Source organism: Rhodococcus oryzae (genome assembly GCF_005049235.1).
GTDB classification, from domain to species: domain Bacteria; phylum Actinomycetota; class Actinomycetes; order Mycobacteriales; family Mycobacteriaceae; genus Rhodococcus_G; species Rhodococcus_G oryzae.
Genome location: NZ_SUMD01000002.1, coordinates 211,025 through 234,991, shown reverse-complemented (window position 1 = coordinate 234,991; position 23,967 = coordinate 211,025). Strand labels below are relative to the sequence as shown.

Annotated in this window: 16 protein-coding genes and 1 pseudogene; 12 read left to right on the top strand and 5 right to left on the bottom strand. The window is 69.0% G+C overall.

The genetic code is table 11. The features are described from left to right. The first annotated feature begins 57 nt into the window (after nucleotides 1-57). The 5 genes and pseudogenes from FCG67_RS04485 (at nucleotide 58) to FCG67_RS04460 (ending at nucleotide 6,936) form a co-directional block, all read left to right on the top strand. Complete coding sequence (locus FCG67_RS04485; RefSeq protein WP_136907514.1) at nucleotides 58-852, top strand: LLM class F420-dependent oxidoreductase; 795 nt, start codon at nucleotides 58-60, stop codon at nucleotides 850-852. Between the two features lie 212 nt (nucleotides 853-1,064). Next, nucleotides 1,065-2,713: pseudogene (locus FCG67_RS25325) on the top strand (ABC transporter substrate-binding protein/permease). A 3-nt stretch (nucleotides 2,714-2,716) separates the two neighbouring features. Beyond that, nucleotides 2,717-3,466: an amino acid ABC transporter ATP-binding protein gene (locus FCG67_RS04470; protein WP_136907508.1), complete on the top strand. Its 750-nt coding sequence runs from the start codon at nucleotides 2,717-2,719 to the stop codon at nucleotides 3,464-3,466. Nucleotides 3,467-3,573: 107 nt separating this feature from the next. Continuing rightward, the gene (locus FCG67_RS04465) at nucleotides 3,574-5,655 is read left to right on the top strand and encodes a PhoX family protein (RefSeq protein ID WP_136907506.1); all 2,082 of its coding nucleotides are present in this window, start codon (nucleotides 3,574-3,576) and stop codon (nucleotides 5,653-5,655) included. A 168-nt stretch (nucleotides 5,656-5,823) separates the two neighbouring features. Further along, a complete protein-coding gene (locus FCG67_RS04460; protein ID WP_136907504.1) occupies nucleotides 5,824-6,936 on the top strand; it encodes a serine hydrolase domain-containing protein in 1,113 nt (370 codons plus the stop codon). Nucleotides 6,937-7,064: 128 nt separating this feature from the next. On the opposite strand, the gene FCG67_RS04455 is transcribed toward FCG67_RS04460, so the two are convergent. The 3 genes from FCG67_RS04455 to ggh all read right to left on the bottom strand — a co-directional run bounded on the left by FCG67_RS04455 (nucleotide 7,065) and on the right by ggh (nucleotide 10,205). Further along, the gene (locus tag FCG67_RS04455; RefSeq protein WP_246044842.1) at nucleotides 7,065-7,808 is read right to left on the bottom strand and encodes a glycoside hydrolase family 25 protein; all 744 of its coding nucleotides are present in this window, start codon (nucleotides 7,806-7,808) and stop codon (nucleotides 7,065-7,067) included. A 74-nt stretch (nucleotides 7,809-7,882) separates the two neighbouring features. Beyond that, complete coding sequence (locus FCG67_RS04450) at nucleotides 7,883-8,758, bottom strand: TIGR03619 family F420-dependent LLM class oxidoreductase (protein ID WP_136907502.1); 876 nt, start codon at nucleotides 8,756-8,758, stop codon at nucleotides 7,883-7,885. Between the two features lie 106 nt (nucleotides 8,759-8,864). Next, entirely contained in the window at nucleotides 8,865-10,205 is a 1,341-nt protein-coding gene (ggh, locus tag FCG67_RS04445) for a glucosylglycerate hydrolase (RefSeq protein ID WP_136907500.1), read from the bottom strand. 210 nt (nucleotides 10,206-10,415) lie between these two features. Here ggh and FCG67_RS04440 point away from each other — a divergent pair, with 210 nt between their 5' ends. The 5 genes from FCG67_RS04440 (at nucleotide 10,416) to FCG67_RS04420 (ending at nucleotide 19,285) form a co-directional block, all read left to right on the top strand. After that, entirely contained in the window at nucleotides 10,416-12,152 is a 1,737-nt protein-coding gene (locus FCG67_RS04440; RefSeq protein ID WP_136907498.1) for a fatty acyl-AMP ligase, read from the top strand. 46 nt (nucleotides 12,153-12,198) lie between these two features. After that, the gene (locus tag FCG67_RS04435; protein ID WP_136907496.1) at nucleotides 12,199-12,486 is read left to right on the top strand and encodes an acyl carrier protein; all 288 of its coding nucleotides are present in this window, start codon (nucleotides 12,199-12,201) and stop codon (nucleotides 12,484-12,486) included. After that, a complete protein-coding gene (locus tag FCG67_RS04430) occupies nucleotides 12,483-16,856 on the top strand; it encodes a type I polyketide synthase (protein WP_136907495.1) in 4,374 nt (1,457 codons plus the stop codon). Before FCG67_RS04435 ends, FCG67_RS04430 begins: the two co-directional genes overlap by 4 nt. A gap of 2 nt (nucleotides 16,857-16,858) precedes the next feature. Beyond that, entirely contained in the window at nucleotides 16,859-17,638 is a 780-nt protein-coding gene (locus FCG67_RS04425; protein ID WP_136907493.1) for a thioesterase II family protein, read from the top strand. A 135-nt stretch (nucleotides 17,639-17,773) separates the two neighbouring features. Beyond that, on the top strand, nucleotides 17,774-19,285 hold the full coding sequence (locus tag FCG67_RS04420; protein ID WP_246044840.1) for an MDR family MFS transporter: 1,512 nt from the start codon (nucleotides 17,774-17,776) through the stop codon (nucleotides 19,283-19,285). Between the two features lie 37 nt (nucleotides 19,286-19,322). Here FCG67_RS04420 and FCG67_RS04415 read toward each other — a convergent pair whose 3' ends face one another. Continuing rightward, nucleotides 19,323-20,822 carry an aldehyde dehydrogenase family protein gene (locus FCG67_RS04415; protein WP_136907491.1) on the bottom strand — a complete coding sequence of 500 codons (1,500 nt, stop codon included), beginning with the start codon at nucleotides 20,820-20,822 and terminating at the stop codon, nucleotides 19,323-19,325. A 34-nt stretch (nucleotides 20,823-20,856) separates the two neighbouring features. Then, nucleotides 20,857-22,494 (bottom strand): GMC family oxidoreductase, encoded by a 1,638-nt coding sequence (locus FCG67_RS04410; protein WP_246044838.1) that lies wholly within the window; start codon nucleotides 22,492-22,494, stop codon nucleotides 20,857-20,859. Nucleotides 22,495-22,725: 231 nt separating this feature from the next. Between FCG67_RS04410 and FCG67_RS04405 the strand changes: the two genes are divergently transcribed. Both FCG67_RS04405 and modA read left to right on the top strand, forming a co-directional pair. After that, nucleotides 22,726-23,130, top strand: a complete 405-nt coding sequence (locus tag FCG67_RS04405) for a TOBE domain-containing protein (protein WP_136907489.1) — start codon at nucleotides 22,726-22,728, stop codon at nucleotides 23,128-23,130. Between the two features lie 17 nt (nucleotides 23,131-23,147). Further along, entirely contained in the window at nucleotides 23,148-23,948 is an 801-nt protein-coding gene (gene modA / locus FCG67_RS04400) for a molybdate ABC transporter substrate-binding protein (RefSeq protein WP_136908065.1), read from the top strand. Nucleotides 23,949-23,967: the final 19 nt, after the last annotated feature.

Here is a 23,967-nt window from a genome sequence, read left to right as displayed (position 1 = left end):
TCGGCCCCTTACGGACTACCGTGGGATCCGGCCTTCCTCGACGAGTCAGGAGTGCAGATGACCCACGGATTTCGCATCGGCGTCCAGCTCCAGCCGCAACACGCGCCCGACTACGGCCTGATCCGCGACGCGGTGCTGCGGTCCGAGGACGCGGGCGTCGACATCGTCTTCACCTGGGACCACTTCTATCCGCTCTACGGCGACCCCGACGGCGCCCACTTCGAGTGCTGGACGATGCTCGCCGCCTTTGCGGAGCAGACCGAGCGGGTGGAGATCGGCGCGCTGGTCAGCGGCGGCGGCTACCGGAACCCGGACCTGCTCGCGGACATGGCCCGCACGGTCGACCACATCAGCGACGGGCGGCTCATCCTCGGCATCGGGGCGGGCTGGTTCGAGAAGGACTACGACGAGTACGGCTACGAGTTCGGCACCGCGGGGCACCGTCTGAAGCTGCTCGGCGAGACCCTGTCGCGGATCTCGGCACGGCTGGACAAGCTCAACCCGGCCCCCACCCGGCACATCCCGATCCTCATCGGCGGCGGCGGCGAACGCAAGACGCTGCGCCTGGTCGCCGAGTACGCCGACGTGTGGCACAGCTTCGCCGACCTCGACGCGTTGCGGCACAAGTCGCAGGTGCTGGCCGAGCACTGCGCGGCCGTCGGCCGCGAACCCGCGCGGATCGAGCGGTCGGTCGCCTGGCCCGGCCCGGAGGCCGCGCAGGATTTTCTCGACGCGGGCGTCACCCTCTTCACCGTCGGTACCGGCGGACCCGACTACGACCTGTCCACGGTCCTGGAGGCGCTGCGCTGGCGCGCCGACCGGATGCCCGAGCCGATCGAGGGCCTGGCCTGACCCCATTTACAAATCCGCAAACAATCTCGGTTCCGCACCGCCGAGCGCGATAACCTGCATGGGACGAAAATCGTCCGGCCCGGTTCGGGTCACCTCCGAACCGGGCAAAACGGTCCCTGACATCCAGCGGGGCAGCACCAGGAGGAACGGTCTTGACCAGTCGCCGATTCAGAGGCCGCGCGCTCGCCGCGGTCGCCGCATCCCTCGCTCTGATGCTCGGCGTGGCCGCCTGCTCCTCCGACAACAGCTCCGGCGGTACCGGCGAAAACGCACTGGAGGGCTCGGACCTGGCCTCGACCGACAAGTACACGACCGCCGACGTCACCCCGCTCGATCAGATCGACAAGAGCAAGCTTGGCCTGATCAAGCCGGACACCCTGTACGTCGGAACGCTGTCCGACGCGCCGCCGAACATCTTCATCGACGCCAGCGGCAACTTCACCGGCTTCGACAACGAGCTGCTCAAGGCCATCGGCGGCAAGCTCGGCCTCAAGGTCGAGTTCGCGGCCACCGAGTTCGCCAGCCTGCTCGCCTCGGTGAACAACAAGGTGTACGACGCCGGATCGTCCTCGATCTCGACCACCGATGCGCGCCGCCAGAACGTCGGCTTCACCAACGGATACGACTTCGGCGAGATGGCGCTGGTCGCCAAGACCGACTCGCCGACCACCAAGATCGCCGACCTCAAGGCTGATCAGCGGATCGCCGTCGTGCAGGGCACCGTCCAGGACGACTACGTCACCAACACCCTCGGCATCGAGCCGGTCCGGTTCCCGGACTACAACACCGCCTACGCGAACGTGAAGTCCGGCCAGGTCGACGCATGGGTGGCCCCCTCCCAGCAGGCCAGCGGTCAGGTCAAGCCCGAGGACGGCGTCGCCATCCTCGAAACCACCATCAACACCACCAACTTCACTGCCTACGCGGTCGCCAAGAACAACCAGCCGCTGATCGACGCACTGAACTCCGGCCTGGACGCAGTCGTCGCGGACGGCACCTGGGGCACGCTCGAAAAGCAGTGGTACCCGGACCGCCCCCTCCCCGAGAACTGGAAGCCCGGTAGCAAGGCTTCGGTGCTGCCGACGGCATGAGCGATCTGTCGCAGCTCTACGACACCTTCTTCAACTGGGAACTGATCTGGGAGACGGTCCCCAAGCTACTGACGGTCGGACTGCCGAACACGCTGATCCTGGCCGGCTCGTCCGGCGCGATCGGGACCGTCCTGGGGCTCGGGCTGGCGGTGGCGGGGATCTCCCGCTCCCGCTGGCTCCGGTGGCCCGCCCGGGCCTACACCGATGTCTTCCGCGGGCTGCCCGCCGCCGTCGTGATCCTGCTCATCGGGCTCGGGCTCGGGCCGACGATCACCGACCTCACCGGCAACCGAAGCCCGTTCCCGCTGGGCATCCTGGCCCTGTCCCTGATGGCGGCCGCGTACATGGGCGAGATCTTCCGTTCCGGCATCCAGAGCGTGGAGCCGGGGCAGCTGGAGGCGGCCCGCGCGATCGGCTTCAGCTACCGCCGGGCGATGACCCTGGTGGTGATCCCGCAGGGCGTCCGGCGGGTGCTGCCCGCGCTGATGAACCAGTTCATCTCGCTGATCAAGGATTCGTCGCTGATCTACTTCCTCGGCCTGCTCGCGTCCCAGCGTGAGCTGTTCCGGGTCGGTCAGGACACCGCCGCGCAGACCGGCAACCTCTCACCCCTCCTCGCGGCGGGTGTGTTCTACCTGCTGCTGACCATTCCGCTCACCCACCTGGTCAACTACGTCGACCACCGCATGCGCACCGGCAAAACCGACGTCTCCGGCACCCTCGATCCCCTCGACCCGGTGGACCAGTCGATCGTCGTGGAGAGGTCCTGACCCGTGACAGAACCGACAACCCCAGCCACCTCCGGGACGCTCACCGGCACCGACCTGCACCTGTCCTTCGGCACGAACAAGGTGCTGCGCGGCGTCGACATCCACGTCGACGCAGGCAAGACCACCTCGGTCATCGGCCCGTCCGGCTCCGGCAAGTCGACACTGCTGCGGGTGCTCAACCGCCTGCACGAGCCCGAACAGGGCGACATCCTGCTCGACGGCCGGTCGGTGCTCCGCGACAACCCGGACACCCTGCGGCAGCGGATCGGCATGGTGTTCCAGCACTTCAACCTGTTCCCGCACCGCACCGTGCTCGACAACATCGCCCTCGGTCCCCGAAAGCTGCGAGGGCTGTCGAAGGAGCAGGCGCGCGCGGTCGCCCTCGAACAGCTCGAGCTGGTGGGTCTGGCGGAGAAGGCGCAGTCCCGGCCGGGCAACCTGTCCGGCGGCCAGCAGCAGCGGGTCGCGATCGCCCGGGCCCTGGCGATGAAGCCGGAGATCATGTTCTTCGACGAGGCCACCTCCGCGCTGGATCCGGAGCTCGTCAAGGGCGTGCTGGCGCTGATGACGGACCTGGCGTCCGGCGGCATGTCAATGGTCGTCGTCACGCACGAGATGGGTTTTGCCCGTTCGGTTTCCGACACCGTGCTGTTCATGGACCGCGGGGTCGTGGTGGAGACCGGCAAACCGGAGGCGCTCTTCGACGACCCTCAGACCGAGCGCCTGCAGGCCTTCCTCTCCCAGGTGCTGTAGCCGCACTAAGGGTCGGCTCATTGTCCGGTCGTTCACTTTGCCGTTCCTTTGCCCTCGCTTACTGCTTCTACGGTCTCCCGAGTTGAACCTTCGACCAGGAGAACCACGTGAAGCTGAAGCCCCTCGCGCTGTTTGTCAATCACGACGGCAAATCATCGCGGGCATCGATCACCTGCCAGTACAAGTGCGGCAATGCCTGCTCGCACGAGGTGCCCAACACCTCCGGCGGTGAGTACTTCGGCGACATCGTGCGCGCCGCGATGTCGCGGCGCGGGCTGCTCAAGTCCGGCGCCGTCGCGGTGCTCGCGGTCGGTGCGGGCGGCGCGCTGGTCGCGTGCTCCGACGACTCCGGCAGCGGGTCGGCCGGGGGCTCCACGACGGCGACGGCGGGCGGCGGCGCGGCCCCGGCCGGCACCTCGTTCACCGCGGTCGCGCCGAACACCGAGGACGCCGTCGTGGTCCCCGAGGGCTACGAGCAGGCCGTCGTGATCCGCTGGGGCGACCCGGTGCTGCCCGGCGCGCCCGCGTTCGACTTCGCCAACCAGACGCCGCAGGCGCAGGAGATGCAGTTCGGCTTCAACAACGACTTCGCCGGCCTGCTCCCCGTCGAGGGCCAGCCGAACACCTACCTGCTGGTGGTCAACCACGAGTACACCACCGAGCCCTTTATGTTCACCGGCTACGACCCCGAGAACCCCACCCTCGAGCAGTTCCAGACCGCGATCGCCGCGCACGGCCTGTCCGTCGTCCAGGTCAAGGGTGAGACCGGAACCGGTAGGCTCACACCGGAATTCGGCCCGAACAACCGCCGCATCACCGCAAACTCGGAGTTCCTGGTCACCGGGCCCGCCGCGGGCAGCGACCTCCTCAAGACCACCGCCGACCCCACCGGCACCCGGGTGACCGGGACGCTCAACAACTGTTCCGGTGGCGTCACCCCATGGGGCACGGTGCTCTCCGGCGAGGAGAACTTCAACCAGTACTTCGCCAACGCCGACCAGGTCACCGATCCGACCGTCGCGGCCAGGCTGAAGCGGTACGGCATCGAGGGCGGGGCGAGCGAGCGGAAGTGGGAGCGCTTCGATCCCCGCTTCGACCTCGTGCAGGAGCCGAACGAGGCGAACCGTTTCGGTTATGTCGTCGAGGTGAACCCGTGGGATCCGGCGTCCACCCCGATCAAGCACACCGCGATGGGCCGGTTCAAGCACGAGGCCGCGACCATCTACGTGACCGATGACGGCACCGTGGTCGCCTACAGCGGCGACGACGAGCGGTTCGACTACATGTACAAGTTCGTGTCCGCGCGAAAGATGATGCCCGGCAACGGCCAATCCAGCATGCGGCACAACCTGACCATCCTCGATGCCGGGACGCTGTACGTCGCCAAGCTGACCGGCGACGAGCCGGACCAGATCGACGGCTCCGGCAAGCTGCCCTCTTCCGGGCGCTTCGCAGGCAAGGGTGAGTGGATCCCGCTGCTGCGCACCGGCGAGGACGGCAAGGCCGAGTCCCTGGTCGACGGGATGAGCGCGGAGGAGGTCGCGGTGTTCACCCGGCTCGCGGGCGACAAGGTGGGCGCCACCAAGATGGACCGCCCCGAGGACTTCGAACCGAACCCGAAGACCGGCAAGGTGTACGTCGCGCTGACCAACAACACCAAGCGTGGCGAGGAGGGCAAGCCCGCCGCCGACGAGCCGAACCCCCGCAACAACAACAAGAACGGGCAGGTCCTCGAGATCGAGGACGAGCACGCCGGGACCGGTTTCACGTGGAACCTGCTGCTGGTCTGCGGCGATCCCGCGGCCGCCGACACCTACTTCGGCGGGTTCGACAAGACGCAGGTCAGCCCGATCTCCTGCCCCGACAACCTGGCGTTCGACCCGCACGGCAACCTGTGGATCTCCACCGACGGCAACGCGCTGAAGTCGAACGACGGCCTGTTCAGCGTGGTGCTCGACGGCGACCGGCGCGGCGAGACCAAGCAGTTCCTCACCGTGCCGAAGGGCGGCGAGACCTGCGGACCGATCATCGGCGAGTCCCGCGTCGTGGTCTGCGTGCAGCACCCGGGCGAGCTCGACGGGGCCAACGCCGACAAGCCGGCCTCGCACTGGCCCGACGGCGGCACCAGCCAGCCCCGGCCCTCGGTCGTCGCGGCCTGGAAGTCGGGCGGCGGACGGGTCGGTATCTGACCCTCGCGAATCCTGGGCGCCCTCCGGTTCTCCGGAGGGCGCCCTTTCGTGTCCGAGGTGGGGCAGGCTGTACCTCAGATCCGGTAGTCAGGGGGATCGTCGCACCCGTCGCGCGTCAATAGCGTCGGTGCCGAGAGTTATCGGGCGACAATCGAGGAGAACCCCACCATGAGAAGCAGACTCGTAGCCTCCGGGCTCGCCGCCGCGGTCACCGCGCTGCTCGTCGGCGCGACGCCCGCGCTCGCGCAGCCCCAGGCACCCGCTACCGCCGACGGCGCGGCGGTGCAGCAGGCGATGGACCGAATCCTCGCGAACGGCGCGGTCGGGGTGCAGGTCCGGACGACGTGGGACGGACGGACCGCGACCGCCACCGCCGGTTCGAGTGTGCTCGGCACGCCGTGGGCGGTTCCCGACGACGGCCGGTTCCGGATCGGCAGCGTGACCAAGATGTTCATCGCCACCGTGCTGCTGCAGCTGGTGGAGGAGGAACGGGTCGAGCTGGACGCGCCGGTGACGCGGTACCTGCCCGGCCTGCTGCCCGACGGCGACACCATCACCGTCCGGATGCTGTTGCAGCACACCAGCGGGCTGTACAACTACACCGATTCCCTCCCGCTGGACGACGGCGAGTTCCTCGGCATCCGGTTCCGGCCCTACACCCCGCAAGAGCTGGTGGACCTGTCGACGAGCAAGCCTCTGGACTTCGCGCCCGGCACCGACTGGGCGTACTCCAACACCAACTACATCGCGGCGGGCATGCTGATCGAGAAGGTGACCGGGCGATCCTGGGACACCGAGGTCGCCACTCGGATCACCACGCCGCTCGGGATGCTCGCGACCAGCGCCCCGCACGGCAGCGTGTTCATCCCCGCACCGCACGCCCGCGGCTACCATCCGGTCGCGGGGGTGCCCGTGGACACCACCGAACTCGACCCGAGCTGGGGCGGCGCCGCCGGTGAGATGATCTCCACCACCTCCGACCTGGACCTCTTCCTGACCGCGCTGGTCGACGGGCGACTCCTGCGACCCGCCCAGCTCGCCGAGCTGACCTCCGCCCGGTCCATCACCGACGGGCACGGATACGGGCTGGGCGCCCAGTCCAGGAACACCCCGTGCGGGTTGACGGCGTGGGGTCACAGCGGCGGCATCCCCGGCTACACCACCCTCGCCTTCACCACCCTCGACGGCAGCAGGCGGATGGAGGCGTCGGTGACCAACGGGCTCGGCCCCGACTCCGAGGACGCCGTGTACGGGATCGTGGACGCGGCCATCTGCGGCTGATCCGCCCCCGGTCAGCGGGGGGAACTGGGTGGACCCGCCGATCGCGCTGCGCGGATGGCTTATCCGTGACCTCGGGAGCCGAACGGGGGCCTCAGAGCCGAACGGGACCTCAGGAACCGAACGGGACCTCAGGAACCGAACGGATTGGCCGAGCTGCCGAAGTCGCCGAGGCCGCCGCCGTAGATGTTGAGGTCCACGTTGCCGTTCACGCCGGGGATCCGGCCCGTGCTGGTGTACTGCCAGAACGTCCAGTGCCGCCAGCCGCCGGGCAGCGGGCCGGGCTCACTCCTGCCGTTGTAGTCGGCGATCCAGAGCGGGTAGTTGGAGAACTCCGTGGTGTTCGCCATCGCGGTGCGCCAGAAGTTCGGGTACGTGTAGATGATCGGCTGCTTGCCGGTGAGCGCCTGGACGGAGTTGAGGTAGCGGCGCGTCCAGTCGATCACCGCGGCGGGCGGCAGGCCCTTGGCGTCCTCGATGTCGAGCACCGGTGGCAGTCCGTCGCCCCCGATCACCGGGAACGACGTCGATGCGAAGAACGCGGCCTGCGCCTCGGGCGACTCCCGGACGTCGGCGTAGTGGTAGGCGCCGCGGGACATCCCGGCCGCGCGCATGCCGATCCCGTCCTGCACGAAGAACGGGTTGACGTACCAGAGACCCTCGGTGGCCTTGACCATCGCGAACTCGTGGCCGGAGGCGCGGACGGCGAACCAGTCGATGCCCGACCCGCCCGGGTGTTGCCACGAGGCGACGTCGGGACCGTTGTACGGCTCGGCGCTCGCGGTGCCAGGCACGGCGAAGGCGAGGGCACCGGCCATCAGCACCGGGACCAGGCGGGTGACGGCTCGGACACGCTTACGACTCGACGACGTCATCGCCCGAGACTAAACCGATATTTCGGGCACGACCACGAAACCGAGGATGAACTTTAGGCGTCGGCCCGCGCGCGTCACCCGCAGTTCGACATCACGGCCTCGGCGTACTGCGTCAGGGCTGCGACCTTCTGGTCCAGCGGCTCCGTGTCCTGCGCGACGCTGTACGGGTCGCGGAAGCCGACGATCACGTCGGTCACGCCCTTGTCCTCGAGTCGCCTGATCCCGTCGACCGTGTAGGCCTGCGGCGAGATCACGTGGATCTCGAACGGGCTGTTCTCCGTGCCCTCCTCCCGGCGCATCCGCTGCAGCTTCGCGAGCAGGACGTCGAGTTCCTCGTCACCGCCGCCCGCGTGCATCCACCCGTCGCCCCGGACCACCGCGCGCCGGAGCGCGGCGTCGCTGTGCCCGCCGACGAGGATCGGGATGGGCTCGCTCGGCACCGGGCTCAGCTTGATCGCGGGCAGGTCGAAGATCTCGCCGTGGTACTCGAAGTAGTCACCGCTCACCAGACCGCGAAGGATGTCGATCGCCTCGTTCGTCCGCTTGCCGCGCCGCTCCCATGGCACGCCGAGCACCTCGAAGTCGTCCGGCCACGGGCTCAGTCCGATGCCGAGGCTCAGCCGGTTGTTGATCATGTAGGCCACCGAGGTGGCCTGCTTGGCGACGAGGACCGGGGGACGGATCGGCAGCTTCAGCACGAAGGTGGTGAACCGCAGCGTGGTCGTCGCCATCCCGAGCGCGGTGGCGAGGACGAACGCCTCGACGAACGCCTTGTTCTCGAGGAACTCCCGGCTTCCGTCGGGCGTGTAGGGATAGACCGAATCGGATTCCTTCGGATAGCAGAGGCTGTCCGCGATCGACATCCCGTGATAGCCGGCTTCCTCCGCCGCCTGCGCGAGCGGCACATAGAAGGCCGGGTCGGTCATGGCCTCGGCATAGGTGAATCGCACAGCCCTGCTCCTTCGGTCCGGTGTGGTCTACGTCATACCTGACCCGACGCACCCGGGGTACCGAATCCCGACCTCCCGCCCAGCGAGACGAAATCGGCTGGAGGGTTCAGCCGAGCCAGTCCAGCACCGCGGCCGCGGTCCAGGACTGCTGCATGCTCCCCAGCGGCGCGCCGGTGAACGGCTCGTAGTACTCGGCGAAGCTGCCGTCGGCGGCCTGCCTCAGACCCTCCGCCCGCAGGTGCCGGGCCCGCTCGGCCCACCCGCGGCGGGCGAACGCCCAGGAGAACAGCCAGGTCATCACCGGCCACACCGGGCCGCGCCAGTACTCGCGCGGCCGGAAGTCGCCCGAGACCGGCGAGGTCGACGGCGGCACCGCGTACCGAAGATCCGGATGACCGCAGAACCGCGGTCCCTCGAAGATCCGCACCAGCGCGCGCTCGGCGTCGCGGTCCAGCCCGCCGCACAGCAGTGGGGCGAACATGGCGAGCGTCTCGGTGGGGATCCAGCGCCCCGACCGCAGGTCGAAGTCGCGGGCGGCGCCCGACCGCGGGTCCGTGGTCGCGATGGTGCCCCGCTGGAACTTCTCGGCCCAGTACCGCAGGTCCCGGACGTCGGACTTCGGCGCCGAATGCTCCTCGCCGATGGTGGCGAGAACGTCGCAGGCGAGCGAGAACACGGCGCTGACGAACACGTCCTCGACGGCGAAGCTCATCGTGGAGGCCAGCTCGGCGTCGTCGTAGCGCGCCAGCTTCATCTCCTCGAGCAGCCACAGGTAGCGGTCGTACTCGGCGTTCGACGGCCGCTGCGTGGGGTCGGAGATGATCGCGGTGTCCTCGCGCAGGTAGGGCGGCACCTGTCCGGGAACGACGTTCGCGTACGCGGCATCCCAGCGCGGCGAGTTGTCCATGCCGGACTCCCAGCCGTGGTACAGGCTGATCCGTCCGTTGTCCTTCGGGTCGCGGGCGGTCGCGAGCCACCGGTGCCAGCGCACCAGATCGCCCCAGCGCCGGTCGAGGAACTCCTCGGCCACCGCCCGGGTGCTGCGACCGTGCCTGCGGGAGTGGTCGAGGATGCGCTGGACCGCGATCGCGTGCACCGGCGGCTGGGTGATGCCCGAGGTCTGGGGGACGACGGGGGCCGTCGCCGCCAGCTCGCCGCAGGCCCACCGCGCGGGCCCGGGGAAGTACCCGTCGACGCCGTTCGCGAACACGATGTGCGGGATCATCCCGTTGCCCCACTGCGCGGACAACAGCGTGTCCAGCTCGACGACGGCCCGCTCCACGCTCAGCGGCGCCAGCCCGACCGCGACGAACGCCGCGTCCCAGCTCCACATGTGCGGGTACAGGCGCGGCGCCGCACTGGTCATGGTGCCCAGGTCGTTGCCGCGCAGCAGGTATGCGGCCCGGGCCGCGAGCTGGGTCGGGATGAATCCGGGATCGGCGGCCATCGTCCTAGTTTGCGTCCGCCGCGCCGATTGCGCCCGTCGGGGTGACGTCTCGGGCCTTCCTTGGTGAGAAATGCCCACACCCGGGGGTCCGTCGCACCACCCCAAGGGTCCGTAGTCACCGGAGCCGCGGCCAACAAGTGTTGAGGACGTTCCCAGCGCACCCCGAACTCGTCGTTCGACCGCATCGTGCACCCCGAGGAAAGAGCCCCCGTGTACCCCGATTTCGTTTCACACGTCCGCGCCCAGGTCGGCGCCCACGGCGACACCCGCTCCTACACCTACCACCGCGAGGTCGGGCTCGACCTGGTCGAGGAGGTTCTCAGCTTTCGCGAGATCGACCGCAGGGCCAGGGCAACGGCAGCCTGGCTGTCGCAGCGCCCGGAGGCCGACCGGCCGGTCCTGCTGCTCTACCTGGACAGCATTGATTTCCTGCCCGCCTTCCTCGGCTGCCTGTACGCGGGGGTCGTCGCCGTGCCCGCCCCGTTGCCACACGACCAGCAGAGCACGCAGCGGGTGGCCGGGGTGCTGGACGACGCTGACATCGGCCTCGTCCTCACCACCTCCGCCTACGCCGAGCTCCTGACCGCGTGGATCGCCGACAACGGCCGCGCAGAGACGGTGTCCTGCGTGAGCACCGACGCCGATGAGTTGGGCGACGCCGACGCGTGGCGGATGCCCGATCTCGACGGACGCACGGTTGCCTTCCTGCAGTACACGTCCGGCTCGACGAGTGAACCCAAGGGCGTCATGGTGACCCACGGCAACCTGCTGCACAACGAGGCGACCATCTCGGCGACGGTCGGCTTCGACGACGCCGCGACCGGGGTCAGCTGGCTTCCGCACTTCCACGACATGGGCCTGATCTCGATGCTGCTGCCCCTCTATGCCGGGGCCGATGCCGCATTCATTTCCCCACTGGCCTTCCTCAAGCGCCCGGTCCGCTGGCTGGAGTTGATCGACCGGTACCGCGCCGAGTTCACCGTCGCGCCGAACTTCGCCTACGAGCTGGTCGCCCGGCGCGCGACCGACGAGCAGTTGGCCGGCCTCGACCTGTCCTCGCTCCGGGTTGCCCTCAACGGTGCGGAGCCGATCCGATCCCGCACCCTCGACGCCGTGATCGAGCGGCTCGGGACCGCTGGCTTCCCGCCGCACGCGTTCGTCACTGGATACGGCATGGCCGAGGTGACGCTGCTCGCCACCGCGAGCCGGGCCGGCGAACCACCGGTCCGCATCGACGTCGACGCGGCGGCCCTGGAACGCAATGTGGCCGTACTGACCACCGACGGCACCGGCGTCCGGCTGGTCAGCAGCGGACCCCCGCGGGATCTCGATATCCGCATCGTCGACCCCGACACCGGAATAGCGCTGCCGGACAATCGAGTCGGCGAGATCTGGGTTCGGGGCGCGAGCGTCACCGCCGGCTACTGGAACCGCCCGGAGGAGACCGCGGAGACGTTCGGGGCCGAGCTGGCGGGGGAGGGGACGTACCTGCGTACCGGGGATCTCGGCCTGCGCCACCACTGCCACATATTCGTCACCGGCCGGCTGAAGGATCTCCTGATCATCAACGGGCGCAACCTCTATCCCCAGGACATCGAGGAGGTCGTCCGCGACGTTCACCCCGCGCTCGCCGGGACCGCCGGGGTGGCGCTCTCGATCGACGCCGGACGGCAGGAGCGGCTACTGGTGATCCAGGAGGTCAGGACCGCGCTGCTCGACGGCATCACCCTCGCCGAGGTCACGTCGCTGATCAAGGTCGCGGTGTCCCGACACTTCGAGGTGCCCGCACCCGATGTGGTCCTGGTCGATCGCCGCGGGGTGCACCGCACCACCAGCGGCAAGGTTCAGCGCCGCCTGATGCGCAAGTCATTCCTGGAGAACAGGATCCACGCGCTGCTCCACGAAGACATCGCCACCACCGTGCAACGGCTGCGCGGCGCCGCGTAAACGCTGTCCGCTGCCACCCACCCCCGGAACCACGAGGAGTACCCCCATGTCCACCACAATCTCCACCCCCACCGCCGCCGCTCTCGCGCCGATAACGCGCTGGCTCGTCGAGCGGGTCGCCGGCTACCTCGACGTCCCCGCCCCGGACATCGATCCGACGACGCCCCTCGCCGAGATCGGGATCGATTCGGTATCCGCGCTGAGCCTGTGCGGCGAGGTCGAGGAAAGGTGGCGGATCCCCGCGGACGCCACCCTGGTCTTCGACTACCCCACGATCGCGGAGATCGCCGGATACCTCGCGAGCGAGCTCGCGCCGGAAGCAGCGGCATCATGACCGACATCGCGATCGTCGGACTCGACTGCCGATTCCCGCAGGCCCCGAACGCGGAAGCGTTGTGGGCGTTGCTGATGGACGGCGGGGACGGCATCACCGAGGTCCCGGCCCAGCGGTGGCACGCCGACGACTTCTACGACCCGAAGGGCGGCCCCGGCAGGGTCAACAACACGAGCGGCGGCTTCCTGAGCGACGCCGACGCCTTCGACCCCGAGTTCTTCAGCATCCCCCCGCGCGAGGCCGAGGCGATGGATCCGCAGCAGCGACTGCTGCTGCAGGCCGCCTGGCGCGCGTTCGAGGACGCCACGCTCGATCCGCGCGCCCAAGCCGGCTCGAACACCGGTGTGTACGTCGGTGTGATGGCGAACGAATGGGCGAACCTGCACCTGAGCGACTACGCGAAGATCACACCCCAACTCGGTTCCGGCAATGGATATTTCATGACCGCAAACCGGATCTCCTACCAACTGGACCTGCGGGGACCGAGCGTGGCGGTCGACACCGCCTGCTCGTCCTCGCTGGTCGCCGTCCACATGGCCTGCGCGGCCCTCCGGGCAGGCGAGTGCGATCAGGCCCTCGCGGGGGGTGTCAACATCATCCTCACACCCACCCTCAACGTCTTCTACGCCCAAGCCGGGCTCTCCGCACCCGACGGGCGCTGCAAGCCGTTCAGCGAGAACGCCGATGGCATCGGCCGAGGCGAGGGTGTCGCCGTGCTCGTGCTGCGACGCCTGGATGACGCTCGGCGCGAGGGACTTCCGATCTATGCGGTGATCAAGGGCAGCGCGGTCAACTCCGACGGCCGCAGCAACGGGATCACCGCGCCGAACCGCTGGGCGCAACAGCAGGTCGTCGGCGAGGCGTACCGGCGCGCGGGCGTGCGACCCGAGCAGGTCGCCTTCGTCGAGGCCCACGGCACGGGGACCGTGCTCGGCGACATGATCGAGGCCAAGGCACTCGGCCATCTGCATGCGGTGCCGCGGTCACAGCCCTGCGCGGTCGGCTCGATCAAGGGCAACCTCGGCCACACCGAGGGCGCCGCCGGTGTCGCCGGACTGATCAAGGCGGCACTGAGCCTGCACCGCCGCATGGTGCCACCCAGTCGATTTGCCGCACAGGAGAATCCACGCCTCCGCCTCACCGACCACGGCCTCCGCCTGCTCACCGAGGCGCTGCCCCTGCCCGAGGGCACGGTCTACGGCGGCGTGAGCAGCTTCGGCATCGGCGGCACCAACGCACACCTGCTGCTGGGTAGCGCGCCCGAACGCGCACCGGCGTCCGAATGCCCCGGTGGGGGCGTGCTGACCGTGTCCTCGGCGAGCCGGGACGGGTTGCGGCGCAACGTGGCCCGGATGGCCGATGATCTCGCCGGACTGCCCGATGGACGACTGGCGCAGATGTGCTGGTCCAGCAACGAGGTCAAGTCGTCCGGGCGCCATCGCCTGGCCTTGCCGGTGCGGGACCGCGACCAGGCGATCTCGGACCTACGCGAGTTGGTCACCGACGACGGCCGGTTCGCCGCCGCGGCGGGCCTGGCCGGGGGAGTGAGCACCGGGTGGCTGTTCACCGGCCAGGGATCGCAGTACCGGGGCATGTCCGGCCCGCTGTATGCGGAGTCCGGGAGCTACCGGCGCGCGCTCGCCGAGGTGGACGAGCGGATGACGACGCACCTGGGCCGGTCGATCCGCGACCTGGTGCTGGGCGGGGAGGACCTCGACCGGACCGAGCACGCACAGCCGGCAATCTTCGCGGTGCAGTACGCGCTGGCACGCACACTCACCGATTCCGGAGTCGAACCGTCGTGGGTCATCGGCCACAGCATCGGCGAGTACGCGGCCGCGACGCTCGCCGGGGTGTTCGGTCTGGACGACGCCTGCCGGCTGGTCGTCGCCCGGGGACGGCTCATGCAGCAGCTCCCCGCCGGCGGCGCCATGCTCGCCGTCCGCGCCGCCGCTTCGGAGGTCGCCGACCTCCTCGCGGACGAGCCCATGGCGGCGGTCGCCGCCGTCAACGGCCAACGCGAGCTGGTGCTCTCGGGCGCCGCCGAGACCCTCGCGCGGATCGCCGAGGAACTCACCGCCCGCTCCGTATCCGTCCGGACGCTGTCCGTCTCCCACGCGTTCCATTCCCCGTTGATGGAGCCGATGGTGGCCGCGTTCGGCGCCGTCGCCGCGGACTGCACCTTCGAGCCGCCCCGCATCCCGGTCTACTCGACCCTGCGCGGGGGCCTCCTCGACCTCGGCGATCCGATGGACGCCGACTACTGGACCGAGCACATCCGCGGGACGGTCCGGTTCGGCGATGCGTTGGCGGCCGGGCTGGAAAGCGGCCCCACCCACCTGATCGAGCTCGGACCGAGGCGCGTACTCGCACCGATGGTCGCCCGCGCCAACCCCGAACTCACCTGCCTCGTTCCCTGCCCGGGTCCGGCGGCGACGGGGCGCGAGCTCACGGAGGTCGTCGCGGCCCTGTACCGGGACGGCCACAACCCGAACTGGGATGCCCTGTACGAACCGGCACAGCGGGTTCGTACGGCGCTCGGCGGCTACGACTTCGACACCACCCACCGCTACTGGACGCCCGGCGCGTCCGTTTCATTGACGAATTCGACAGCACCGGAACAAGAGTCACCCGCCGATGCCCCCATATCCGTACGCAGCGAGGACACCACCATGGACAACCTGATCTCCCTCTTCCGTGAGCAGACCGCACTGCTCGCCGCCCAGTCCGGCCCGGCGGCACCGGGCGCCGCGCCCGACACCGTGACCGCCGCCGCGGCGATCCGGCCGCAGGCGAGCGCCGTGACTCCGGCACGCGAGGTCACCTCCGACACCGTCACCGCCGTGGTCAGCGCCGAGATCGCCCGGATCGCAGGCTATTCCGCCGACACGCTGCGGTCCTCCCAGACGATGTCCGGTGAGCTCGGGTTCGACTCGATCATGGTGGCCGACCTGGTGTCCGGGCTGGCGCGCAGGTTCCCCGAACTCACCGCCGAGCCCGCCTGGTTCTCGCCGACCAGCACAGTCGGTGATCTGGTGGCCATGGTGTCCGCGCAGCTCGGCGCTGCGCCCGCCCCGGCGGCGCCGGACAAGGCGGCTGATACCGGGTCCGCACGTCCCGTCGTCCCACCGAACGCGGCAACTGACGAGATCGCGACCGAGACCTACCTCATCGAGCAGTTCCCCGAGGTCAGGGAGATCGCCGAGCGATTGACTCTCGGCGAGGCCAACGGCCTGTCCAACCCGTACTTCCTGGTCAACGACGGGATCACCAGGGACACCTCGATCATCGACGGGCAGGAGGTCCTCAACTTCTCCAGCTACAACTACCTCGGCATGTCCGGCCACCCACGCGTCGTCTCCGCGGTACAGGACGCGGTCGCCCGTTACGGCAGCTCCTGCTCGGCCAGCCGGCTGATCTCCGGGGAGAAGCCCCTGCACGGGCAACTCGAGGCGGAGCTCGCCGGGCTGCTCGGCACGGAGGACGCCATCGCGCTCGTCAGCGGCCACGCCACCAACGTGACCGTGATCGGTCACCTCGTCGGCGAGGGCGACCTCGTCATCCACGACAGCCTGGCCCACGACAGCATCCTGCAGGGCTGCAAACTCTCCGGTGCCACCCGAAGATCGTTCCCGCACAACGATCACGCTGCCCTCGACGCCATCCTCACCGAGATCCGGCCGCGGTTCCGCCGAGTGCTGATCCTCATCGAGGGTGTGTACAGCCAGGACGGGGACATCCCGGATCTGCCCGCCGTGATCGCGGTCAAGCGCAAGCATCACGCCCTGCTGATGATCGACGAGGCACACAGCATCGGGGTGCTGGGGGCCACCGGCGGCGGTATCGGCGAACACTTCGCCGTCGACCGCGCCGACGTCGAGCTGTGGTCCGGCACGATGTCGAAGGCCCTGGCGGGGTGCGGGGGTTACGTGGCCGGCAGCCGCGCGTTGATCCAGTACCTCAAATACACCACCCCCGGGTTCATCTACAGCGTCGGCATGACACCGTCGAACGCCGCCGCCTCGCTGGCCGCCCTGCGGCAGATGCGTAACGAGCCAGAGCTTTTCGAGCGCCTGCACCGACATTCCCGGCTCTTCCTGACCCAGGCCGTCGAGGCCGGGCTCGACACCGGTGACAGCTGCGACACCCCGATAATCCCCTGCATCGTGGGCGATTCGATCAAGACCCTGAAGCTGTCCAACGCGCTGCTCACCCGGGGGATCAACGTCAACCCGATCCTGTATCCGGCGGTGCCGGAGGATCAGGCTCGGCTGCGCTTCTTCGTGACGTCCTGCCACACCGAGGATCAGATCCGCTACACCGTGAAGACCACGGCCGAGGAGCTCGCCCTGCTGGAAGAGGGGCACTGATCATGGAGACCGCGCCCCTGACGCCGTATCTCGAGGACGGGGTCGGATCCGACACGGCGCTGCGGATGTTCTGCTTCCATCACGCGGGCGGCGAATCGTCGATGTACCGGGCGTGGCATCGCGCCCTCGGCCCGCACGTCACCGTCGTGCCCGTGCACCTGCCGGGACGGGGCAGACGCGCGGAACACGAACGGTTCGTCGACCTCGACCTGCTCCTGGACGATCTCGAACACCATCTCGCCGAACACCTCTCTGGCCCATACGTGTTCTTCGGGCACAGCATGGGCGCACTCGTCGCGTACCGGCTGGCACGGCGTCGCGATGCGGGCGGCCATCGGCGGCCCGAGGCGCTGCTGCTCTCGGCGTACGCGGCCCCGCACCTCCCTGCGCCGCTACCGCCGATCGACCATCTGGACGACGCCCTGCTCGCGCGGTTCCTCACCGCCATCGGTGGGCTGCCCGCCGAGATCCTCGGATGGCCCGCCTGGCTGGAGGCGGCGCTGCCGGTGATCCGGGACGACGTCCGGATGTGCGCGGACCACCGGGATCCCGGCGAGGCGCCGCTGGCCTGCCCGATGCACCTGTTCGGGGCCGATGCGGATCCGCTGGTCGGCGAGCTCGACCTCCGCGCCTGGAGCCGGCACACGACCCACCCGACCGACCCGCAGATCCTCGAGGGCGATCATTTCTACCTCGACGAGTCACCCGACGAGCTGTTCCGCCTGCTGCGGCCGCTGCTCCGCGGCTACGCGCGCGCCGCCTCCGCCGATCGCAAGGAATGATCGAATCATGGTCACGAATCACGCACCGAAATCGAGTGGCAGGCAGCGTGACGGACCAGTAAGTTCGATAACCACCCCACCCTGTTCCGTCGGCCGCCGGGGTGACCCCAGTTCCCACCATCCGAAAGGTCCACCGTGACCGAGTCCACCCGTCTCGAGACCGATGGCGTCGTCGTCGGCGACCGAATCGAACGGCGCCACCTCCAGGTGATCGGTGTCCTGTTGGTAGCCACCTTCGTGGTGATCCTCAACGAGACGGTGATGACCATCGCCATCCCGGTCCTGCAGGTCGAACTGGGCGTACCTCCGAGCGTGGGGCAGTGGCTCACGACCGCGTTCATGCTCACGATGGCGGTGATCATCCCTCTCACCGGCTATCTCATCCAGCGCATCCCCACCCGCACCCTGTTCACGCTCGCCATGTCGCTGTTCACGGCGGGAACTCTCATCGCGTTCGCCGCACCCGGCTTCGGTGTGCTGCTGATCGCCCGCATCGTGCAGGCATCAGGTACGGCGATCATGTTGCCACTGCTGATGACGACGATCATGACGCTCGTACCGCCTGCTCGCCGGGGGGCGATGATGGGCAACATCTCCATCGTGATCGCGGTTGCGCCTGCCCTCGGCCCCACGGTGTCGGGATTCATACTCGACCACTTCGGGTGGCGTTGGATCTTCGGATTCGTGGCCCCGTTCGCGTTGGCGACGCTGGTCATCGGCGCACGATTCGTCGTTTCGGTGTCCGAGACGACGATGGCGCGCATCGACCTCTTGTCGGTCCCACTCGCGGTACTCGGATTCGGTGGACTCGTGTACGGCCTGGTGAGCATCGGTGAATCGGCGCAAGGGTCCTCGACGACCCCGGTGTGGTTGCCCTTCCTCATCGGTGCGGGCGCGATGTTCGGCTTCATCGCCCGACAGTCCAGGCTGCAACGCGAAGACCGCGCCCTGCTGGACCTACGCGTGTTCGGATCCCGCCAGTTCACCATCTCTGTTGTCGCGATGCTGGTCGGCATGGGAACCATGATGGGCACCTTCATCATCGTCCCGTACTTCGCGCAGTCGGTGATTCACCTCGACCCGTTCGAAACGGGTCTCATCACCCTCCCCGGCGGCCTTCTCATGGGTGTCGCCGGACCGATCGTGGGCCGCATCTACGACCGGCGGGGTCCACTCGTGCTGGTCATCCCCGGATCGATCCTCGTCAGCATCGGCGTGTGGATGCTGACGGCGGTGAGCACTTCGACCTCGCTGTGGTGGCTGCTGTTGTCGAACATGGCTCTGTGCCTTGGTCTGTCGGCGACGTTCACACCGCTCATGACATCGGGATTGGGATCGGTGGCCCCCCACCTCTACGCGCACGGTTCGGCAGTTGTTGGCACGTTCCAGCAGGTTGCCGGTGCCGCAGGTACGGCATTGTTCGTCACAGTGATGACGGTGGTTTCCTCGCGATCCGTCGACCCAGCCGATTCACCCGAGGCCATCGTCGAGGGTGTGCGGGCGGTCTTTCTCGTCGCCGGGATCCTGTCGTTCGTGCTGATCGCGGTATGCCTCTTCGTTCGCAAGCCGGCGGACTCGGTGGAACCGACAGGCGGCGAGGCAGACACAGCCACCGCACCGGTGGACGTACCCGCTCAGCACCCCTGAAGGGGTAACCCTTCAGGGGCGTGAACGGCGGTTCATCTCACCCGCGTCCGTGCCGCAACGACACGATGGTGGCGAGGATCTTGTCGGTCTTGGCGGTGCGGGTGAAGCTGGTCAGCGCCATCAGCGCGGGCATCCGCCTGCGGGCGACGGCCTTCGCGTAGGTGAACTCCTTGAGCCCGTCCGGGCCGTGGATGCGACCGAAGCCGGACTGGCCGACCCCGCCGAACGGCAGCGAGGGGATCGCCGCGAACGCGATCACCGAGTTCACCGCCGTCATCCCCGACCGGATCCGGCGGGCGAGCTCGGTGCCGCGGCGCTTGCTGAACACCGCCGATCCCAGGCCGTAACGCGAGGCGTTGGTGAGCTCGATCGCCTCGTCCATGTCGCGCACCCTGGCGACCGTCAGCGTCGGGCCGAAGGTCTCCTCGGTGACCGCGATCGAGTCCTCCGGGACATCGACGAGGATGGTCGGCTGGACCAGCCTGTCTCCCACCGAGTCCGGGCCACCGACCACCGCGCGGCCGCCCCGCTTGATGGCATCGAGCACGTGGCTGCGTACCACCGCGGACTGGGTCGGCATGGTCATCGGGCCGATCTTCGCCTCGGGATCGGTGCCCGCCCGCACGCCATCGGCGAGCGCGACGAGCTTGGCCAGGAACGGCTCGTACACCCGCTCGTGCACGTACACCCGCTCGGTGCCGACGCAGGTCTGCCCCGCGTTCGACATCCCGCTCCACAGCGCCGCGTCGGCGGCTGCATCGAGGTCCGCATCGGCGTCCACCAGCAGTGCGTCCTTGCCGCCCGCCTCGATGACCACGGGCGTGAGGGTGTCCGCGCAGGCGGCCATCACCTTCTTGCCGGTGGCGGTCGATCCGGTGAAGGCGAGCTTGTCGACCCCGGAGCGGCACAGCGCCTCCCCGGTCGGTCCGAGGCCCGTGACCAGCTGCAGCACCGGCTGATCCGGAACCACCTGCGTGAAGGTGTCGACGAGCCAGGCCCCGACACCCGGGGTGAACTCGCTGGGCTTGAAGACCACCGCGTTGCCCGCCGCGAGCGCGTAGGCGATCGAGCCCATCGGCGTGAACGCGGGATAGTTCCACGGCCCGATCACGCCGACCACCCCGAGCGGGAGGTACTCCACGCTCGCGGCGTGGTCGATCATCTCAAGGCCCGACGGAACACGCTTGCGCCCCAGCACCTTCGGTGCGTTCTTGGCCGCCCAGGCGAGATGGCCGATGGCCATCACGGCCTCCAGCTGGGCATCGGAATGCGGCTTGCCGGTCTCGGCGTGCATCACCTCGGCCAGCTGGGCGATCCGGCGGGTGAGCACTCCGGCCCACGCGTCCAGGTGGGTCCGGCGCTGCGCGAAGCTCAGCCCGGACCACCACTTCGCCGCGGCCCGCGCGCGCTCGACCGTCGCGGCGACCGCCTCCGCGTCCTGCACGGGATAGGTGCCGACGACCTCACCCGTCCCGGGATTCAACGAGTCGAAGGTGGCGCCCGCATCGGTCGTGGGGTCGGTCTCGAGCGTGGTCATGTGGTGTCCTCGAATCTGGTTGTGGGAGAGATGGTCATCGCGGAAGCGGTGTGCCGATCGGGGGCTTGCCGAGGATCAGGTCCGCGGCCTTCTCGGCGACCATGATCGTGGGGGCGTTGGTGTTGCCGCGGGGCACGGTCGGCATCACGGAGGCATCGACCACCCGCAGCCCCTCGACCCCGTGCACGCGCAGCTGCGAATCCACCACGGAGTCCTCGCCGTCGCCCATCGCGCAGGTGCCAACGGGGTGGTAGAGGGTCTGACACCAGGCGCGGATGTGATCGGCCAGATCGCTGTCGCTGTCCATCCGGATCGGCAGACTCGGCCCCTCGAGAAACGCCGCGATGGCGGACTCACCGGCGATGTCGACGGCGCGCCTGCAGCCGGCCAGCATCGCATCCATGTCGGCCTGCTCCTCGAAGTACGCGGGATCCATCTGGGGCCGCCACAGCGGGTCCGCCGAACGTAGCCGCAGCCGGCCGCGGCTCGCGACGTCCACCAGGGTGACCCCGGCCGTGAACCTCTTGCCCACCGGTTCCCGGAGGCCGTTGTCGTAGAAGCCCGAGGCCGCCACCAGGATCTGCAGGTCCGGCGCCGGGAGACCGTCGCGGCTGGCGAAAAAGGCACCGCCCTCGCCGACATTGGACGCCAGCGGTCCGCGCCCGGTGGCCTGCCACTGCGCGAGCCGAAGCGGGGTGGAGAAGTCGGCCAGATCGGTGGTGTTCCTGGTGTTCCACAGCATCGGGGTGACCGGGTGGTCCTGCAGGTTCTCCCCGACCCCCGCCAGGTTCACCGCCACGTCGATGCCCAGTTCACGCAGGTGCCCGGCGGGGCCGATGCCGGAGAGCATCAGCAGCTGTGGGCTGTTGATGGCCCCGCCGCTCAGGATCACCTCGACGGACGCATGGGCGGTGCCCTCGACACCGCCGCGCAGGTAACGGACGCCGACGGCGCGGTCTCCTCGCAGCAGCACCCGCGTGGTGTGGGCGCCGGTACGCACGGTGAGGTTCGGCCGCCCGAGCGCGGGCCTGAGGTAGCCGTCGGCGGTGGACCAGCGCCTGCCCTTGTGGCAGGTGACCTGGTATCGGCCCGCCCCCTCCTGTTCGGCGCCGTTGAAGTCCTCGGTCGGCTTGATCCCCGCCGACACCGCGGCGGCGACCCAGGCGTCGGTCAGCTCGTGCGTGTAGCGGCGGTCCTCCACCCGCTGCGGGCCGTCGGTGCCGTGATACGGGCCCGACAGGCGCGAATTGTGTTCCGCGCGAACAAAGTATGGCAGCACATCCTGGTATCCCCAGCCCAGCGCACCGTGCTGATCTCGCCAGCCGTCGTAGTCGGCGCGGTTGCCCCGGATGTAGATCATCGCGTTCATCGACGAGCAGCCACCCAGCGCCTTCATCCGCGGCCAGTACGCGCGGCGCTCGTCCAGGTGCTTCTGCGGGGTGGTCTCGTAATTCCAGTCCCACTTGGTCTTGAACAGGGTCGGGAAGGCCGCCGGGATCTTGATCTCGTCGGCGTCGTCCTCGCCACCCGCCTCGAGCAGCAGCACTGAGACACTCGGGTCCTCCGTCAGGCGGGCCGCCAACACGCATCCGGCGCTACCCGCCCCGACGATGACGTAGTTGAACACGTCTTGTTTCACGCCAGCCTGCTCCGACGCGGTTTCTCCAGCCACGGGTGCTCCTCGACCTCGGTCGTGCCACCGCGGCGCGACGGACGTCTCACCGCACCGTCCAGTCTAGGAATACCGGAGCCGACACCACAGCCTTTGAAGAATCCGGGATTCTCCCCGCCCAGCACTGAAGCGAGGGATACGCAAACACGGATGATCTTGGGCTGCATTTCCGCATTCACCGATCTAGAGTGAATTTGAGGACGCAGATAAGAAACACAGACGGGAATGCTCATGTCGTCGATACGAATCAAGGACGCGGCCGCGCTGCTCGGGGTCAGCGATGACACCGTCCGTCGCTGGATCGACGGCGGCAGCCTCGCCGCCACCAAGGACGCGTCGGGCCGCAAGGTCATCGACGGCAAGGTCCTCGCCGACTTCGCCCGCGAGCACGCGACGCCCCCGCCGGACCCGCTCGGCGTGGGCAGCTCCGCCCGCAACCGCCTGGTCGGCCTGGTCACCAAGGTGACCGCCGACAAGGTGATGGCCGAGGTGCAGATGCAGTGCGGCCCCTTCACCGTCGTCTCGCTGATGAGCAGTGAATCCGCGGCCGAACTCGGGCTCGAGCCCGGGAAGGTCGCCGTGGCGGTGGTCAAGGCGACCACCGTGATCGTCGAAACCCCAGGAGGAATGTCGTGACCCGCACTTCCCGCGCGATGCGCATCGGCCCGACGGCCGTGGCGCTCGCCGCGTTGACCGCCGCCACCCTCGTCGCCGGCTGCTCGAGCTCGGACTCCGCGCCGGCCGGGGACACCACCACGTCCGCGGCGGCCTCCCCGGTCAGCGGCGACATCACCGTCTTCGCCGCGGCCTCGCTGAAGAAGACGTTCACCGAGCTCGGCGAGAAGTTCGAGGCCGAGCACCCCGGCACCAACGTCGAGTTCAGCTTCGCAGGCTCGTCCGACCTGGTCGCCCAGCTCACCCAGGGCGCGCCCGCGGATGTGTTCGCCTCCGCCGACACCAAGAACATGACCAAGGCCGTCGACGCCGGGCTCACCGCGACCGCCCCGGTGAACTTCGCCACCAATACGCTCACCATCGTGACCCCGCCCGGCAACCCGAAGCACATCGCCACCTTCGCCGACCTCGCGAACCCGGGCAACCAGGTGGTCGTGTGCGCGCCGCAGGTGCCGTGCGGGGCGGCGACCCAGAAGATCGAGGAGACGACCGGCACCGACATCACGCCGGTCAGCGAGGAGTCCTCGGTCACCGATGTGCTCGGGAAGGTCACCTCCGGTCAGGCGGATGCCGGGCTGGTCTACGTCACCGACGCCGCGGGCGCCGGCGCCGCCGTCGCCACGGTCCCGTTCCCCGAGTCCGCTGGCGCCGTGAACACCTACCCGATCGCCGAGCTCAAGAGCTCCGAGAACAGCCCCGCCGCAGCAGAGTTCGTCGAACTCGTCACCGGGCCCACCGGCCGTCAGGTGCTCGCCGGGGCGGGATTCGCCGCACCGTGACTCCCATCGGGGTGCTCCG